The following is a 16436-nucleotide window of genomic DNA, read 5'->3' as shown; positions in this document are numbered from 1 at the left end:
GGAGTTGTTGCATGACCAAAGTTCTCGAAGGCGTCCGCGTACTGGAGCAAGGCACCTTCATCACGGGGCCGGCGGCCGGCATGCTGCTCGGCGATCTGGGCGCCGACGTCGTCAAGATCGAGCAGCCGGGCTCGGGCGATCCGTTCCGCGCGTTCAAGGGCGGCCTCTATAGCCCGCACTATCAGACCTACAACCGCAACAAGCGCAGCGTCACGCTGAATACGAAAGACGCTGATGATCTCGCGCTGTTCGACGCGCTGATCCGCGACGCCGACGTGTACATTCAGAACTTCCGGCCGGGCGCGGCGGATCGGATGAACGCGGGCTACGAGCGTTTGCGCGAGATCAATCCGCGTCTGATCTATTGCGCGATCAGCGGCTTTGGCCAGACCGGCCCGGCAGCGACGCGGCCCGCGTACGACACCGTCGCACAGGCGGCCAGCGGCTTTCTCGGCCTGCTGATCAATCCCGAGAATCCGCGCGTGGTCGGTCCCGCGATTGCCGATTCGCTGACGGGCTTCTATGCGGCGTACGGCATTCTCGGCGCGCTGCACGAGCGCAACCGGACGGGCGTCGGACGCAAGGTCGAAGTGTCGATGCTCGAAGCGATGAGCCACTTCAATCTCGATGCGTTCACGCACTACTACTCGGCCAATGAACTGATGGGCCCATACAGCCGTCCGAGCGTGTCGCAGTCGTACGTGATGAAGTGCGCGGACGGCAAATGGCTCGCGCTGCACATGTCGTCGCCGGAAAAATTCTGGCTGGGTCTCGCGGATGCCATCGAACAGCCGACCTTGCTGCAAGACCCGCGCTTTGCCGACCGCGCGGGACGCATCGCGAATCAGGAGGCGTTGATCGATCTGCTCGGCGCGGCCTTCGCGCAGCGTACCCGCGCCGACTGGTGCGCGCGACTCGAAGCGAACGATGTGCCGCATGCGCCAATGTACGACGCCAGCGAAGCGCTCGACGATCCGCAGGCCAAGCACCTCGAATTGCTGGTTGAAACATCGCATCCGGAGATGGGGCGTTTTCGCACGGTGCGGCCGCCTGTTTCTTTCGACGGCGAGCGCACGACCGACGTGATCGCGCCGCCGACACTCGGCGAGCACAACGCCGAATTGCTGGCGCCGTTGCGTAGCGCGTTGAAGCAGAGCGAAGCCGCGTAGGCAGCACGGCCGACATATCAAATGACGACTATATTGGAGACCTCGTAATGGAAACGACCAACGGTGCGCTGACGCGCAGCGGCCTGGACGGCCCGCCGTCCGAATCGATGAAGAGCGACAGTGTGCAGGTGGATACGGAGAAGCTGTTTGGACGCATCGCGCGGCGGCTGATTCCGTTTCTGTTCCTCTGCTATGTGCTCAACTACATCGACCGGGTCAATATTAGCTTTGCGCATTTGCAGTTTCGCGCGGACCTTGGCTTGACGGAAGCGTCGTATGGCTTGGGCGTCGGTGTGTTCTACATCGGCTATGTGCTGTTCGAGGTGCCGAGCAATCTGCTGTTGCGCCGCATCGGCCCGCGCCGCACGATCGCGCGCATCATGGTGCTGTGGGGTCTCGTGTCGGTGTCGATGATGTTCGTGCGCAATCCGACGCAGTTCTATATCGCGCGTATTGCGCTCGGCATTGCCGAAGCGGGCTTCTTTCCTGGCATCGTCTATTACCTCACGTCGTGGTTTCCGGATCGTCATCGCGCGAAGGTGCTGTCCGCTTTCGTGCTTGGCATCGCCGTGGCGGGTATCACGGGCGGTCCCGTGTCCGGATGGATTCTCAGCAACGCCGATGGCTGGCACACGCTGCACGCATGGCAATGGCTCTTTCTGCTCGAAGGGATTCCGCCCGTGCTGGTCGGTCTGGTCGCGCTCTGGTATCTGCCCGATTCCGCCGCGACCGCGAAGTGGCTGACGGCTGAGGAAAAGGCGCTTGTCGCCCGCGAGTTGCAAGGCGAGGGCCATGGGAACGAACATCGCATCGATCACTTCGGCGCAGCGTTGAAGAACTGGCGTGTGTATGTGTGCGCGTTCGGCTATTTCACGATCACGTGGGCAGGCAGCGTGCTGAACTTCTGGGCGCCGTCCGTGATCCGGCAAGCGGGTGTCGCGAACCCGTGGCATATCGGGCTCGTGTCGGCGATTCCGTATCTGATCGGCGCGATCGGCATGGTGCTCGCGAGCCGTCACTCGGATGCGACCAAAGAACGGCGGCTGCATTTCGCGGGCTGCGCGCTGGTGTCGGCTGCGGGCGCGGTCCTGCTTGGCACGGCGCACGCTTCGTTCACGCCGGCAATCGCCGGATTGGCGCTGGTCGCGATCGGTTATCTGTCTTGTACAGCAATCTTCTGGACGATACCGGCGACGTTTCTGTCAGGCACCGCGTCGGCGGGTTCGATTGCGCTGATATCGAGCATCGGGCAGCTCGGCAGCTTGAGCGCGCCGACGGCTATCGGCGCGTTGACGGCGGCCACGCACGATATCAGCGCGGGCTCCTATCTGGCTGCAGCCGTGCTTGCATGCGGTGCGGTCGTGATCGCGGTGGCGATGCGCAATATGAAGCGTTGAGCCTGAAGGCAGCGGTCGATTGGCTTTTTTGATTGGCCGCTGCTGTTAAGCGAAGCGACTGCCTGTATCCAAACCGCACGCATTCGAGCGCGGCCGTGAAGGCCTTCGTCGAATGGATCGCGGAGATTTTTCCGCGATGACGCTGAAACAAAAACCGCGACGCGCATCCGGGCGCGTCGCGGCGATTGCACAACGTGACGTCGTTACTGCGCCTTCGCAGCCGCCGCAATGATCGCATTCGCGACCGCTTCGGGCTTGCTGAGCATCGGCACGTGGCTCGTGTCGACATGCGTCACGTTCGCCTTGATCTGCCCTGCCATCGCGTCCTGCAAACGCGGATCGATCATCCGGTCGTGATTCGCGACGACGAAGTACGAAGGCTTCGTGTGCCACGCGGCGTCCGTTATCTTGTCGTCGGTGCAGCCGGCGAACCACGGGCCTTGCGTCGCCGCGACGATGCGCTTTTGCGCCGGGCTCAGGTCCTGCGCAAAGTCGTTGTCGATGGCTTTCGACGACAGCGTCAGGAAGTTGCCTGAGTCCTTCTGCAACTCGCTCGCCCATGCGGGCGCGGGCTTGCCCTTCACAACATCGTTGATCGACTGGCCGCTGTCAGGTGCGAACGCAGCCACGTAGACGAGCGCCTTCACCTTGTCGTCGTTGCCCGCCTGCGTGATGACAGCGCCGCCCCATGAATGGCCGACCAACACCACCGGACCCTGCTGCGCGTCGATCGCGCGCTTCGTGGCGGCGGCATCGTCGGCAAGCGAACTGAGCGGGTTCTGCACGGCAACCACATGCAGGCCGCGCGCTTCGAGCAGCGGAATCACCTTCTCCCAGCTTGAACCGTCGGCGAACGCGCCGTGTACCAGCACGACGTTCTTGCCCTTCAGATCCTGCGGCTGCGCGGCGTGCGCGGACTGCAACGAAAACACGGCGCCCGCCAGCATGGCGGAGGCGATGCACTTCCTGATAAGCGAGTTCATGAGCGAGCTGTCCATATGTGTCAAACCGGGTTATCGAATGGAACGAAGCTTCGCAGACGCCCATGCGCGCGGGTATCGGTCAAATGACCGATCTCGCGCGAAACCGCGCACGGTATAGTGAGGCTCGATAAAAGACCCGCAGCGCACCTTTATGCAGACCTCGTCAGGCTCATCCGGCGGACCCGTCGTTCGCGTCTTCGATGCCGTGAAGGCGCTCGCCTTCATCGGCGATCTGAGCATGGGCCAGCCAACCGACCACTCCGTCCGCACCGCGTGGCTCGCCGTACGCCTCGCACAGGCCGCCGAACTCGGCGAAGCGGCCGTCGTCGCCGTGTGCGAGGCGTCGCTGCTGCGCTGGTCGGGCTGCACGGCGAACGCGTCGGGCTTCGCGGAAGCGCTCGGCGACGACGTCGCGAGCCGCGAAGCGATGCTCGCGCTCAAGCCGGACTGGGCACGCCCGATGGAATTGCAAGGCGATGTGAGCGCGGTCATGACACCGCTCGCGCGGATTCACTGCGAAGTGTCGGGCGAAGCGGCGCGCATGCTCGGTCTCGGGCAAGACACGCAAGCCACGCTGCGGCATGTGTTCGAATCGTGGGACGGTACGGGCACGCCGGACCGGCTGGCCGGCAGCGACGTGCCCCCCACCGTGTTCGTGGTCGCGCTGGCGGGCGAACTGGAGATTTTTTCGCGCACGTACGGGATCGAACGCGCGAGTGCGCTGATCGGCCAGCGCGCCGATTTGCGCTACCCGGACAAGCTCGCACGGCTTGCGGTCCGGCTCGCACCGCAATGGCTCGACGAACTCGCACAGGCCGACGCGGCGTCCATCGATGCCACGCTGTCGACGCAGCAGATGAACGACGTCACGCCCGTCGAACTGGTCGCGGACATCATCGATCTCAAACTGCCGTGGATGACGGGCTATTCGCGCAGTGTCGCGGCGACGGCTGCATCGTGCGCGGCGCGCTTTGCGCTCGATGCGCACGCGCAAAACCGGCTCTATTGCGCAGGTCTCGTTCATGGCATGGGGCGCGCGGCCGTGCCGAACCCCGTCTGGGACGCGCCTGCCCGTCTGTCGCAGGCGGCGTGGGAGAAAGCGCGTCTCGTGCCGTACTGGACCTCGCGCGCGGGCAAGCAGACAGGCTCGCTCGCCGAGGCGGCCGAACTCGGTTCATACGCGTATGAACGGCTCACCGGCTCGGGCTATTTTCGCGGCGCGTCGGGCGCTGCGTTGTCGATGGAAGCACGCATTCTCGCGGCGAGCGCCGCGTGGGTCGCGTTGCGCGCGGCGCGTCCGTGGCGTGCAGCGCTCACGCACGACGAAGCGGCGAAGCTGTTGCACGACGAAGCCGCACGAGGCCTTTTCGACGCCGATGTCGTCAACGCATTGATCGACGAGCGTGTCGCGCAGCGGCGCGTAGTGAATCCGCGCGCGCAGACGGCGCGGCTTTCCGCGCGTGAAGTCGACGTGCTGCGCGGCATTTCGCGCGGCGCGAGCAACAAGGAAGTTGCCCGCGATCTGTCGTTGAGTCCGAGCACCGTGCGCACGCACGTGGAAAGCGTATTTCGCAAGCTGGACTGCTCGACGCGCGCAGCCGCCACGCTCAAGGCGCTGGCGCTAGGCGTGCTGTGACGCGCTCAGGCCGCTGCGACGACGTCGATGCGCAGCGCTTCGCCGCCTGCTGCAATTTCCAGCAGCCGGTCGACATTCGGATGCGCGCCCGGACGGTTGCACGCGTCGGCCGTATGTTCGGCGAACACGGCGAGGCCATGTTCGGCGGCCTTCGCGTCGAGCGTGCCAAACGCGTTGCGCAAATAGTGGTACACGGCAACCGAGCCCTGCTTGCCCGGCTTGTTCTCGATGCTCGCGACCACGGCGCCCTTGCCGTCGACGAGATCGATCCGTTCGATACCGTCGATGCCCGGCAGTTGCGCGAGGTTGTCCTTGAATACGTTGCCCGGTTGAATCACTGAAAACACTCCATGGTTCGAAAATGACTGGCGGGCCGTATCTTAGCCGATTGACTGCGCGGCTCCAGGGTTTGCATGCCGTGACCGTCTTTCACTCGCCTTTCCGCTTCGGCCCCGAACGGACGCGCAGCGCGCCGAAAACGCTCGTCAGCAACATTGTCGGATCGACGTTAAAATTATCGGCTTGAACTCCGTCCGTATAGATTAAGGCGCGCCAACGTTTGCCGCGCACCGGCCTCATGCCTTCGTCGAAGGCAGACCAACGAGTCAGTAGCAAGGAACGACTTCAATGACAGGCGCAGACTTGTCCAGCATGCTGCCCGAGATGCTTCCAAGGTTATGGGCTTTCGCATTGCGCATTTCCGGCGACCAGCACGACGCTGAAGACCTCGTTCAGCGTGCCTGCGTGCGCGGGCTGGAACGCGCGCATCAGTTGCAGGCGGACACCGCGCCGCTTAGCTGGATGTTCTCGATCGTCCACTCCACGTGGATCAACGAGTTGCGCGCGCGTTCGGTGCGCAGCCGCTCCAGCATGGAATGGGACGACGACTTTCTCGAAACGGTCGAGGACCCGAAGGCGCGCACACCGGAACAGATCACGATGAACGCGCAGATCATCGAGGCCGTGCAGCGTCTGCCCGACGCGCAGCGCGCCGTGATGCTGCTGGTTGCTGTGGAAGGCCTCAGCTACAGCGAAACGGCCGAAACGCTGAACGTTCCCATCGGCACCGTGATGAGCCGGCTGTCGCGCGCGCGTCAGGCGATCGGCGCGCTGTTCGCCAGCAAGCCAAACCCGTCGATGAAAATGGCCACCTTCGGCAAGGACTCAGCGTCATGAAAGTCGACGACATCACGCTGATGGCCTACGTTGACGGCGAGCTCGACATCGAGGAGCGCCGCGAGATCGAACGCGAGCTCGACGACTCGCCGGATCTGGCGGAGCGCATCGAACTGTTCCGCGCATCGAGCCTGCCGTATCACGATGCGTTCGCGCAGCAGAAACTGCCGCCCGTGCCCGAATCGTTGACGCGCAAGATCGCCGAACTCTCGCGCACGCATGCGAGCGCGACCTCGCCCGTGCCGCCCGGCCCCGCCGCCGAACCCGCCGCGAACGACGCCATCGCGCCGCCGGACATTGGCCTGCCACCGTCCGCGCCCGTGCGCTCGCTCATGCGCTTTTCCGCGCCGTGGCTTGCCGCCGCGTTCGCTGCCGGTGTGTTCTCTTGCGTGGTCGGCTTGCGGCTGTTGCCGGGCCTTACCGGCTTGCCAGGCGGCGCTGCGACGGTCGCGTCAGCACCACCCGCTTCGCCCTGGGTGATGGCCGCCGCCGGTTATCAGGCGCTCTATTCACGCGACACGGTGGCCGTCGCGACGGACGCAGCCGTGTCGGCAAAAACCGTCGCCGATATCCATCAGATCGACGGATTGCCCGTGCGCGTGCCCGATCTCAGCGCGCAAGGACTGACGTTCAAGCGCATTCAACGGTTGCGCTTTCACGACAAGCCGCTCGTGCAAATCGTCTATCTGCCGAAAACGGGCGGCCCGGTCGCGTTGTGCGTCGTGAAGGATGCAAAGCCCGACCAGTCGCTCGCGCAGCAGAAGATCGACGACATGGACGTCGTCACGTGGCGGCAGTCGGAGCTGAGCTACGCGCTGATCGGCACAGCCGGCCAGGTCGATCTCGGCCAGCTCGGCAAGCTGATCGCGAAGCGCGATGTCGATGCGATGTTCAGCCTGGCGCCGTTGCCCGTACGACCCGTAGAAAGTTGACAGCGCATGCAAGGTTCTTCGCGCGGAAGCACATCAAATCGGAGCATTGCCCGCATGTGCGGACAGGACGTTATACTTAAGAGTCAGATAGCTGTGACAGCGCTGTGACATGAATGATTTCGAGTGTTGCGGCACTCCCGACCAAGGCCCGAGCGTATGAAAGTCGACGATACCGTGCTGATGGCGTATGTCGACGACGAACTATCGCCACAGGAACGTCAGCAGATCGAAGACGAACTTCGCGACCACGCGGAGCTCGCGGATAAGGTCGCCCTTTTCCAGGCGTCGCGCCTGCCGTATCGCGAGGCGTTCGCGGCGCAGACACTGCCGCCCGTTCCGGCGAGCCTCGTCAAGCGGGTCGACGATCTGATCCGCGCGCATACGGAAGCCGCGAAGCTGCGCGCCACCGCGCAAGCCCAACAGGCCGAACAGGCAGTGACACCCGCCGCTGCGCAAGGCGACAACGCGCAAAGCGCGAACGACCCCGCGATCGAACACGACGCGCACATGCCGCGTTCCGCGCCCGTGCGCTCGCGCATGCGCATCGCGCCGGCGTGGCTTGCCGTTGCGTTCGTCGGCGGCGCGTTCTGCTGCGGAGTCGTGTTGCGGCTCGCGCCCGGCGTCGGTTTCAACGAGGCGGGTAAGCCGTCCGGCAACACCACTACGGTCGCGTCCGCGACGATGGGCTCGCTGCCGTGGGTACAGGTCGCAGCCAGCTATCAGCAACTCTATTCGCGCGATACCGTCGCGCACCTATGGCCCGATTCATCGGACGCGCAAAGCACCGTCAATGAGATCCGCAACGAAGACGGCATTGCGCTGCGCGTGCCCGATTTGAGCAAGGCAGGCTTACGCTTCATCCGCGTGCAGCGCCTGAAATTCCACGGGCGCCCCCTCGTGCAGATCATCTATCTGCCGCAGAAAGGCGATCCCGTCGCGCTTTGCGTGATCAAGGAAAACAAGGCGAATCAGTCCGTCGCGTCGCAAAGCATCGACACGATGAACGTCGTCACGTGGCGCGAGTCCAATCTCGGCTATGCGCTGATCGGCGCAACCAGCAATGGCGATCTCGCGCCGCTTGGCAAAGAGATCGCTGAACGCCGTTTCGATCCGCTGTTTGGTTCAGTTTGATGCCGCGCGCGCAGTAGCGCGCGTTGCACCCGTTGTCGATTCATGTCCAGACTTCCCTTCCGCATTGTCGCGGGCGGCGCGCTCACCGTCGTCACGCTTGGCTCGATAGCTGGCGCTTATGCGTACTCGCATGGCCTCGGCGGCCTGCTCGGCACGCAACCTTCGGCGAACCAGATCGTCGACGGCTTCGAAGCCGTATCCGGCAAACACCCGGGCTTTCGGCGCAATCACGCTAAAGGCGTGTGCGTGACCGGCTATTTCGACAGCAACGGCAACGCCGCGCCGCTCTCGCGCGCAGGCGTGTTCGCGGCGGGCAAATCGCAGGTAGTGGGACGCCTGTCGATCGGCGGCGGCAATCCCGCGCAGGCCGATGGCGCGTCGAACGTGCGCAGCCTCGCGCTGCGCATCGTGACGCCGGGCGGCGGCGAATGGCGCACGGCGATGAACTCCGCGCCGATCTTCCCCGTGCGCAGCCCCGAAGCGTTGGTCGAGATGCTCGCGGCCTCGCGGCAGGCGCACGACGCGACCACGTACGGCGGCAACCCCGGCATGGATGCGTTCATGAAGACGCATCCCGAAGCCGCGCGCTTCGATCAATGGCTGCGCGATCATCCGCCTTCATCGGGCTTCGACAATGCCGCGTACTACAGCGTCTCGGCGTTCCGGCTGATCGATCGCGACGGGCACGCGCAGGATGTGCGCTGGCGCGTCGAACCCGACGATACCTATACGCCGCTCGCCGATGCGCAAACGCACGATACGGATTTTCTGGAGCGCGGTCTTGCCGAGCGCCTGCGGCAAGGTCCCGTGCGCTGGCACATGGTCATCACGCTCGCGCAACCCGGCGACGTCACCAACGATGCGACACGCCAATGGCCCGCGAACCGCACGCAGATCGACGTGGGCACGCTCGTCGTGCAGCGTGAAGAGCCGCAGATCGACGGCCCATGCCGCGACATCAGCTTCGATCCGCTGAAGCTGCCCGACGGTATCGCTCCGTCCGACGATCCATTGCTCAAGGCACGTTCCGCCGCGTATGCGGAATCGCATGAACGCCGCGTGCATGAAGAGCAACGCTACGCGGCAGGCAAGTAAGCACGCGACTCACCCAGATAGTGGGCGCGTGCGCGATCAAGTTTCGTTGTTGCTTCGTTCGATCGAACGGTTCTTCGCCGCGTTAAAGCGCAAAAAAATTTTTGCGTAGCGTCTTTCGATGCAGCGCATGTCGCCCCGCAAACCTTTGTCCCACAAGCATTTTTCGCGTGTTCATTCGCATTCGCAGCCGATTGAGAAACGGATGGAATAGCCCCTTACTATCAGGTGTTCTGTATGACGAGAGCGCTGCAAAAACATAGACGGCGCCTCAGACCAGAACGACGGGGGATATCGGCGCGCCTGGGTCGCGCCGCGATGGTAATGGAGTACACATGCGAATTGCCTTTTTCACTTTCAGCGACGTGCTGTTCAAACAGATCAGTGAAACGTTCGAACAGAACGGCACATCCTGCACCCGTTTCACTGATGAGCTTTCGCTGATCCGCTTCCTGCAACGCAATTCGGCGGCGCTCGTCATCTTCGACGCAACACAGAGCCAGATTCCCGCGCTCGCCACACTCAAGTGGCGCACCTGCCATTTCCGCACCGATCTGCCCGTGATGATGATCGGCCGTTCGTGGGACAGCGAAGCCGTGATCGAGGCGCTCGATGCGGGCGTCGATGAAGTCGTGATCGGCACCGCGAGCGTCGACGAAATCATGGCGCGCGCACGGCGCTCGATTGCGCGCTGCCGCGGCTCGCGCGTGGTCGACCGGCTGACGGTGGCGGGTTATACGATCGACCGGACAGCGCGCACGGTGAGCTTCGGCGAGCGCTGCGTGGCGCTGACCGCGCGCGAGCTGAGCCTCGCATGGCTGCTGTTGATGAACGCGGGCTCGCTGATGAGCCGCGAGCAACTGGCAAACGCCGTGTGGGGCAAGGACGCCGACCTTGCGGGACGCTCGCTCGAACAGCACATCTACAAGCTGCGCTCGAAGCTCGCGCTCGATGGCCGCGACGGGTCGCAACTGAAAACGGTCTACTCGCTCGGCTATGTCTTTATCGCGCGGCATGACGAGGCGGCCGACAGTCGACAGCCGATGGCCGCGTGAGCGGGTTTTCGAGCAACACAGTGTCGACTGTGAAGAGGCAAAAGTACTGGACGAATGCGGCCCGCGCGGCACACGATGCACGCGCCCGGCGATGCGGCAAACCGCCCGCAACCGATGCCCTTTCTCCATGCTCTTTGTCACGCGCCCGTTCACGCATGCGAGCCACCCTTCGCGCATGCGTCAACGGCGTGCGAACGCCGACGTCAAACGGCTCGTCGTCGCCTTTTGCGCGGCGTCGTCTTTCGCGAAGTCGGCATTGCCGCCGAACGTGGCCATGTCCGGGTCTTTCGCCAGCTTCGATTCGATCGACATTTCGACCATGCGCTGCATCGTGTAAATCGACTCGCTGCGTCCCATGCCCGTATCGCGCAGCAACTGATACGCGTTCTTCATGCCAGGATCGGCGTCGATCACCTTGGCGAATTGTCGCGCGCGCGTCTGCCGTGTGCCGCCGCTTTGCATGATCGTGTTCCACTGGTTTGCGATCGTCTTCTGTTTGACCGGGTCGCCAAGGCCCATCTGATACTCGATGACAGCATGCGCATGCTTGCCGACCAGATCGCGCGTTTCCTTCTTCGCGGCGGTGGACTTCCGCTCGTCGATCATCGTGCCGGGAAAAATCTTGCCGTAGCGCTCCTGCCCGGCCTGCGTATGCGCCTGCTGGCGGAACGCAAGGTGTGTGTCCTTGATGAGCTTGCCGCGCGCATCGCCGAGATCGTCGAAGGCCTGCCTCATCTGCGGGTCCGCGTTTTCACCGACGACGGAATCGGCGAACGCCTTGCGCTTGTGCAACTCGTAGCTGCCCGCCACTTCCGCCTTCTCGTCGCGCATGCGCTGCTTGAGCCCGCGGATGCCCTTGGCGACGTCGAGCGCACCGGCGCCCGCGAGCGCGCTGCCCGCGATGCGTTCGCTCGCTGCTGTCGCCGCCGCATGCGAGCCCGCAGCCGCCACCGACGCGCCATGCGTGCCCACGGCTGTCGCCGTCGCTGCGCCGATCGCGACCGTGTTGCGGATGAATTCGTAGGCCGCGCGATTGCCCTGTTTGGCGGCGACGTCGTCCTTGAGGAAGGCGGTGAGCAGCACGTTCTTCGCGTGCGCGGCTTGCTGCTTCAGTTCGGGATCGTCGGATGCGGCGAGCTTGCGCACCGCGTCCATGTCGTAGTCGAGTTCGGCGTTGGGGCGGGTCTTCGTTTTTGCGTTTGTCTGTGCATTTTCTGGCGCAGTGCCTCCCGGCTTGGTGAAGAGATCGCTGGTTTTCTGAATGCCGTTCTTGCGCTTGAGGATCATCGTCTCGGGCCGTAACGGCACGCCGTTGTCGATATCGCTTTGGAATTTCTTCAGATCGTCCTGCAGCATGCTGTTGAGTTGTTCGCCATAGCGCTGCTTGCGCTCTCGCGCGGCGAAGAACGCGTGGCCGTTGACGAGCGCGCCGACGGCCTCGTGCGCGGCAGTCAAACTGCCGCCGACCACAGCGCCCGTCGCCGCGCCCGCGGTCGTGTGCGTGCCGATGCCGATCGCACCCGCCACCGACGCCTCCGGACGCAGCTTGTTGGTCTCCAGCAGCGAGAAGCCGGGTTTGTCGCGATAGACGGGCTGGCCTAGACGCTGCGAACGTGCGGGCAGTCTGAAGCCGGGATCTTGCGGGGCATCATTGGGCGTGGTGTCGGTGGCCTCCGCGATGGAAGGCGTGCGTGACGGCGGTTGCGAAGGAGCGTTTATCTTCGATGCAGTTGATGAAGGTGCTGCATGAGACGGCCCCGCTTCGTCCGATGCCGGCGGCAACGCGGGCAACGGCTTATCGGGTGCTTTTGCCGCAATGCGTGGCCGCTGCTCATCGTGTGCGCTGGCCGTGCTGGCTGAGAACGTCGCGCCATTGCGGCCCACCCGTGCGTCGCCGTTCGTCGACGAAGACGCGTGCGATCTCAGCTGCGCGAGCGGCGCGGGCATCGGACGCGGACCCGCTGGCGGTGGAGGCGAGTTCGCGGTTCGCTGCCGCGGACGCGGGCTATCGGCGGCAGTATCCGTCGCGGTGCAGGTCGTGACATGCGGGGAGAGGTTCGTCGTTTTCAGCATGGCAAGGCTCGTCGGCAGTGGATTGGAATGCGAACACGCGGCGTGATGCCTTACGCAAGAATCTGGTTCAAATACCCGAGACGCGATGCCATCTGCGGATCAGAAGGCTGCTCGAATGCATTGCAGAACGCCTGCGTCGCGGCCTGTGCGCTATTCGTTCCCTTGACGGCCGCGATCGCGCCCGCCTGCGAGGTCTGCAGTTCCTGTTTCAGATAACCGTAGTTCGCGGCCTCGCTCGACGGATCGAGGTTGTGCTGGCGCGCGTAGTCGAGCAGACCTTGCTTGCGCGTGCCGCCCCATTGCGCGATGCCGTAGCCGTTCGCGTTGTCGTCGGCCATGTTCGAACTCGGCGCGCCGATCTTGCCGCCCTGGTTGATGCCGGAGTTCATGCCGCCGCTTTCGTGCCACAGGTTCGCGACGATGCCCGCCGCCTGATCCTTGGTGAGCCCGAAGTCCTTTTGCAGATTGCTGACGTAGGCATCGGCGGTTTGCTTGCTTTGCGCAGGCGACAAGGCTTGTGTTTGCGGCGCGGTGCTGAGTCCTTCGGGTGATGCGCCGGAAGATGCGCTGGGCGTTGAAGATGACGCGGAAGCGGCTGCGCCGTTAGTGCTCGCGCCATTGGCTGCGGGGTTGTTGATTGCGCCACTATTGCCGAAGCCGGCCGCTCCACTGCCACCACCGCCTGCGCCATAGCCGCCGACAGGCGTCCCGCTGCCGGGCATCGCTGCAAAATTATCGTAACCGCCAGACGGCGCACCCGCTGGGGCACCACCCGCGCCGCCTTGCGCGCCCGTACCGTCAGGGTCGCGCAGCATGGCGGCGAGATCGGCGAAGAACTGCGACAGACCGCTATTGTTGCCCGCCGATGCACCCGCAGTTCCCGCGCTCTGCCCCGTGCCTTGTGCGGCCCCGCCGCCGTCGATCAGCTTCGCAATATCGCTCAGCAGATTCGCAACCGACGCGTCCTGAGACGCGCCATTGCCCTGCACGCCCGCAACGGGCGACAGCCCCGACACACCACCTACGCCGTTGAGAAGAGAAAGAGTGTTCATCCGAGTCCTCTAAGGAGAAGGCCGACGATGCGCCGTATCGATTGCGTCGACCTGGTGGCGTCACGATAAAAGCCCTTCAGCTGTCGGACCGCGCGGCGCACGAAGCCAGATGCGCAAACACGAAAGCGCAGCGTGCCGCCGTGTGCTTCGTTTGTCCGTACTGATACTTCGCGTCGCGCGGACGTTGGATGCGGCGTGGCTCGTATCCTCGTTGGCATCGCATCCCGCCCGCTCATTCCGCCTGATAAAGGAGCCAGTCAATGCGCCTCTCTGGACGCGCCGCTATTACGTTATCCATGTCGCTATCAGTCGCGTTCTGCGCTCACGCGTCCGCGCAAAACGCACAGCACGACGGGTTGCTTCACGTGAACGCAGACGACGACAGGATCGAAGCGCGACATCTGGAAGCAGCGCGCGCGGAGCAAAGGCGTCTCGACGCACATCGCGAGGAAGCACATCGCGAAGACGCGCGTCTCGAACAGGAACGACTCGCTGAAGCACGCCGCGAAGCGCGCATCGACGCGTACAACGCGTGGCTCGCCCACTGGCACGAAATGCGGTCGCGCGATGGAATGACGCCATGAACCCAGGCCGCCGCACGAACCGCCGCGCGTTGCGCATCGCCAGCACGCTGCTGTGCGCGTCGACTGCACTTGCGACGCCCGCGGCCCACGCCGACTGCTTCGACGATGCCGCCGCCTGGCAACGTCTGAATCCGCTGATCCTGCGCGCGATCGCGTGGCAGGAATCGCACAACAACGCCGACGCGACGCACGCGAACGCCAACGGCTCGACCGACTACGGCGTGATGCAGATCAACTCGATCCACCTGCCGGAACTCGAGCGATACGGCATCCGGCGCGACGCGCTGATGGTGCCGTGCAAGAACGTCTATATCGCCGCGTGGCATCTGCGCAAACAGGTGGTCCGCTACGGCAACACGTGGACGGCCGTGGGCGCCTATCATTCGTCGACGCCTGCGCTGCGCGACGATTACGCGCGCCGCATTGCCGCGATCATCGAACGCTGGCGGCGCGACCCTGCGCATGCGGTACCGGTGACGGCGGCATCGCTGGCCGCGCGTTGAGCGTACTGCGAAGCCGTTAGCAAAACAGCGGCGCGTCCGACGAATCTCGCGCGCCGCATCGCGACTTCGATCAGACGTCGTTCTTCTGGTTCAGATCGCCCGACGACACCGACACCTGCGACGAATCGAACACCTTGTTGCCGCCATCGCCCGTGTCCGGTTTCGTCAGTCCGCCGCCGCCGAACACCTGTGCAATGTTCATCTTGCCGTTCGAATGACCCGTTTCGAGAATCGCGGCTTCCTTCGTCGCGCCCGAGTTCAACGTGACCGAGCCGTCCGCGCCCATATGGCCGACGTTGTTGCCGCTCGCGTTGTACAGGTTGCCCTGCGAGTCTTCCTGCAGATGCAGCGCGTCGCCGCCCGCCTTGCTGTTGATCTTGATGTTGTGCATGCCTTGGCCGGCCGTGCCCAGGCCGTTGCTGGCCGCCGCGCCCGTCGGCGAACCCGTCGCCGAACCAGCGGGCGTTCCCGTGGCCGAGCCCGTCGGCGGCATCGAACCGGGCTGACCGCCCATCGGCGAAGCGGGATTCTGCGCGCCTTGCGCACCCTGCGCGCCTTGCTGACCGCCGAGCACGCCCGCCAGATCCTGCAGGAACTGGCTGACGTTGTTCCCGCCGCCCGCGTTGTTCTGCTGGCCGTCGATCAGTTGCGACAGATCCTGCAGCAGCTTGCCGACGTCGCCGCCCTGACCCGGCACGGCTTGCGACGCGCCGCCCGTCATGCCGCCGACAGGCGTGTAGTTCACGGGGTTGAGAAAGGATTGGGTAATGGAGTTCATCGAATTCTCTCTGGTTAAAAAGAAGACGAACCGGCGATCTTTGCCCGATCCCGATTCAGCCTCGACGATAGATTCATGCGAGTACTCCACACCCATGCGGCGCGAAGCCGCGTGACGCGTCGCGAATGACGCATGCAGTTGACTCGCTGCAGCGTGCTGAAACGTTGTCCACTCTTCAAACGCGTCGAGGACGCGCTTCGGCACGCGGCACGATGCTTCGCGCACTGGAAAGACCGGAAGCGACGCCGCACACAGAATGCAGTGTCGGGCGTGTGCCCGCTTTCGATCGTCAACCGTTCATGCGAGACCGCCATGTCGAATCTTCAATGCAGTCCATCCGTGCTCAACGCGATGATGTCGGTGTTTTCAGGCGGCATGCGCATCGGCGCCATGCCCGAGCTGCATGACGTGCTCGGGGCGTTGCGCGCGTGGCAGCCGGACAGCCCGCTTGCCGACGTGTGCGAGGCGCGTTTGCTGATCAACCAGACGGAATGGCGCGAAGCCGCGAGCCTGCTGCGCCACGTGACGAGTCGTCACGCGAATCTGCCCGTCGTGTCGGCCCTGTATGCGCTGTGCCTTTTCATGCAGCACGACGACGAGTGGCGCCGCGCCGCGACGGACGCCGTCGATACGGGCAACGACACGGCTATCGCGATCGTCGCGCGGTTCCTGAACGTACACAATGACGAAGCTGCGAGCGTTCATGGCCCGGAACTCTCGACGCGCGTGCTCGCTGCAATCGAGACAAATCGCGCGCTGGAGCATAGTTGATGGCGATGGCAGCGAGTGTCAGTGCGATTGCGTTGACCTTGGCGGGCACGGGTCGCGCGTCTGCTGCAGAGGAACGGTATTCGCGAGACTGGGGCGCTTGTCGT

16 protein-coding genes are annotated in these 16436 nt (G+C 64.2%); 11 read left to right on the top strand and 5 right to left on the bottom strand.

Annotated elements, in window-relative coordinates:
* Positions 1 to 11: 11 nt before the first annotated feature.
* Both BLT65_RS04740 and BLT65_RS04735 read left to right on the top strand, forming a co-directional pair.
* On the top strand, positions 12 to 1169 hold the full coding sequence (locus tag BLT65_RS04740) for a CaiB/BaiF CoA transferase family protein (RefSeq protein ID WP_091775348.1): 1158 nt from the start codon (positions 12 to 14) through the stop codon (positions 1167 to 1169).
* Between the two features lie 47 nt (positions 1170 to 1216).
* Complete coding sequence (locus tag BLT65_RS04735; protein WP_091775345.1) at positions 1217 to 2566, top strand: MFS transporter; 1350 nt, start codon at positions 1217 to 1219, stop codon at positions 2564 to 2566.
* Between the two features lie 203 nt (positions 2567 to 2769).
* Here BLT65_RS04735 and BLT65_RS04730 read toward each other — a convergent pair whose 3' ends face one another.
* Positions 2770 to 3513 carry an alpha/beta fold hydrolase gene (locus BLT65_RS04730; protein ID WP_410856054.1) on the bottom strand — a complete coding sequence of 248 codons (744 nt, stop codon included), beginning with the start codon at positions 3511 to 3513 and terminating at the stop codon, positions 2770 to 2772.
* A 187-nt stretch (positions 3514 to 3700) separates the two neighbouring features.
* Between BLT65_RS04730 and BLT65_RS04725 the strand changes: the two genes are divergently transcribed.
* On the top strand, positions 3701 to 5185 hold the full coding sequence (locus tag BLT65_RS04725) for an HD domain-containing phosphohydrolase (RefSeq protein ID WP_091775343.1): 1485 nt from the start codon (positions 3701 to 3703) through the stop codon (positions 5183 to 5185).
* A 5-nt stretch (positions 5186 to 5190) separates the two neighbouring features.
* Here the strand turns inward: BLT65_RS04725 and BLT65_RS04720 are convergent, their stop codons facing one another.
* A complete protein-coding gene (locus BLT65_RS04720; protein WP_091775341.1) occupies positions 5191 to 5523 on the bottom strand; it encodes a DUF2322 family protein in 333 nt (110 codons plus the stop codon).
* A gap of 289 nt (positions 5524 to 5812) precedes the next feature.
* Between BLT65_RS04720 and BLT65_RS04715 the strand changes: the two genes are divergently transcribed.
* From BLT65_RS04715 to BLT65_RS04695, 5 genes are all read left to right on the top strand, one after another.
* Entirely contained in the window at positions 5813 to 6361 is a 549-nt protein-coding gene (locus BLT65_RS04715; RefSeq protein WP_091775338.1) for an RNA polymerase sigma factor, read from the top strand.
* Positions 6358 to 7293 carry an anti-sigma factor gene (locus BLT65_RS04710; protein ID WP_091775336.1) on the top strand — a complete coding sequence of 312 codons (936 nt, stop codon included), beginning with the start codon at positions 6358 to 6360 and terminating at the stop codon, positions 7291 to 7293. The genes BLT65_RS04715 and BLT65_RS04710 overlap by 4 nt, the downstream gene beginning before the upstream one ends.
* 156 nt (positions 7294 to 7449) lie before the next feature.
* Positions 7450 to 8424 (top strand): anti-sigma factor, encoded by a 975-nt coding sequence (locus tag BLT65_RS04705; protein WP_091775333.1) that lies wholly within the window; start codon positions 7450 to 7452, stop codon positions 8422 to 8424.
* 42 nt (positions 8425 to 8466) lie between these two features.
* The gene (locus BLT65_RS04700; protein WP_091775331.1) at positions 8467 to 9519 is read left to right on the top strand and encodes a catalase family peroxidase; all 1053 of its coding nucleotides are present in this window, start codon (positions 8467 to 8469) and stop codon (positions 9517 to 9519) included.
* Positions 9520 to 9851: 332 nt separating this feature from the next.
* A complete protein-coding gene (locus BLT65_RS04695; RefSeq protein ID WP_091775328.1) occupies positions 9852 to 10571 on the top strand; it encodes a winged helix-turn-helix transcriptional regulator in 720 nt (239 codons plus the stop codon).
* Between the two features lie 180 nt (positions 10572 to 10751).
* Here the strand turns inward: BLT65_RS04695 and BLT65_RS04690 are convergent, their stop codons facing one another.
* On the bottom strand, positions 10752 to 12644 hold the full coding sequence (locus tag BLT65_RS04690) for a hypothetical protein (RefSeq protein ID WP_091775326.1): 1893 nt from the start codon (positions 12642 to 12644) through the stop codon (positions 10752 to 10754).
* A 50-nt stretch (positions 12645 to 12694) separates the two neighbouring features.
* Positions 12695 to 13696 (bottom strand): phage tail tip lysozyme, encoded by a 1002-nt coding sequence (locus BLT65_RS04685; RefSeq protein WP_091775324.1) that lies wholly within the window; start codon positions 13694 to 13696, stop codon positions 12695 to 12697.
* A 260-nt stretch (positions 13697 to 13956) separates the two neighbouring features.
* Here BLT65_RS04685 and BLT65_RS46325 point away from each other — a divergent pair, with 260 nt between their 5' ends.
* Positions 13957 to 14280: a hypothetical protein gene (locus BLT65_RS46325; RefSeq protein WP_143036481.1), complete on the top strand. Its 324-nt coding sequence runs from the start codon at positions 13957 to 13959 to the stop codon at positions 14278 to 14280.
* Positions 14277 to 14783 carry a lytic transglycosylase domain-containing protein gene (locus BLT65_RS04675; RefSeq protein ID WP_091775318.1) on the top strand — a complete coding sequence of 169 codons (507 nt, stop codon included), beginning with the start codon at positions 14277 to 14279 and terminating at the stop codon, positions 14781 to 14783. The genes BLT65_RS46325 and BLT65_RS04675 overlap by 4 nt, the downstream gene beginning before the upstream one ends.
* Before the next feature lie 70 nt (positions 14784 to 14853).
* Here BLT65_RS04675 and BLT65_RS04670 read toward each other — a convergent pair whose 3' ends face one another.
* Complete coding sequence (locus BLT65_RS04670) at positions 14854 to 15561, bottom strand: hypothetical protein (RefSeq protein WP_091776104.1); 708 nt, start codon at positions 15559 to 15561, stop codon at positions 14854 to 14856.
* Positions 15562 to 15873: 312 nt separating this feature from the next.
* On the opposite strand from BLT65_RS04670, the gene BLT65_RS04665 reads away from it, so the two are divergent.
* A complete protein-coding gene (locus BLT65_RS04665; protein ID WP_091776101.1) occupies positions 15874 to 16332 on the top strand; it encodes an HrpB1 family type III secretion system apparatus protein in 459 nt (152 codons plus the stop codon).
* Positions 16333 to 16436: the final 104 nt, after the last annotated feature.

The organism is Paraburkholderia steynii, from assembly GCF_900100565.1.
Lineage (GTDB): Bacteria > Pseudomonadota > Gammaproteobacteria > Burkholderiales > Burkholderiaceae > Paraburkholderia > Paraburkholderia terrae.
This window is presented reverse-complemented; position numbering and strand designations above follow the sequence as displayed.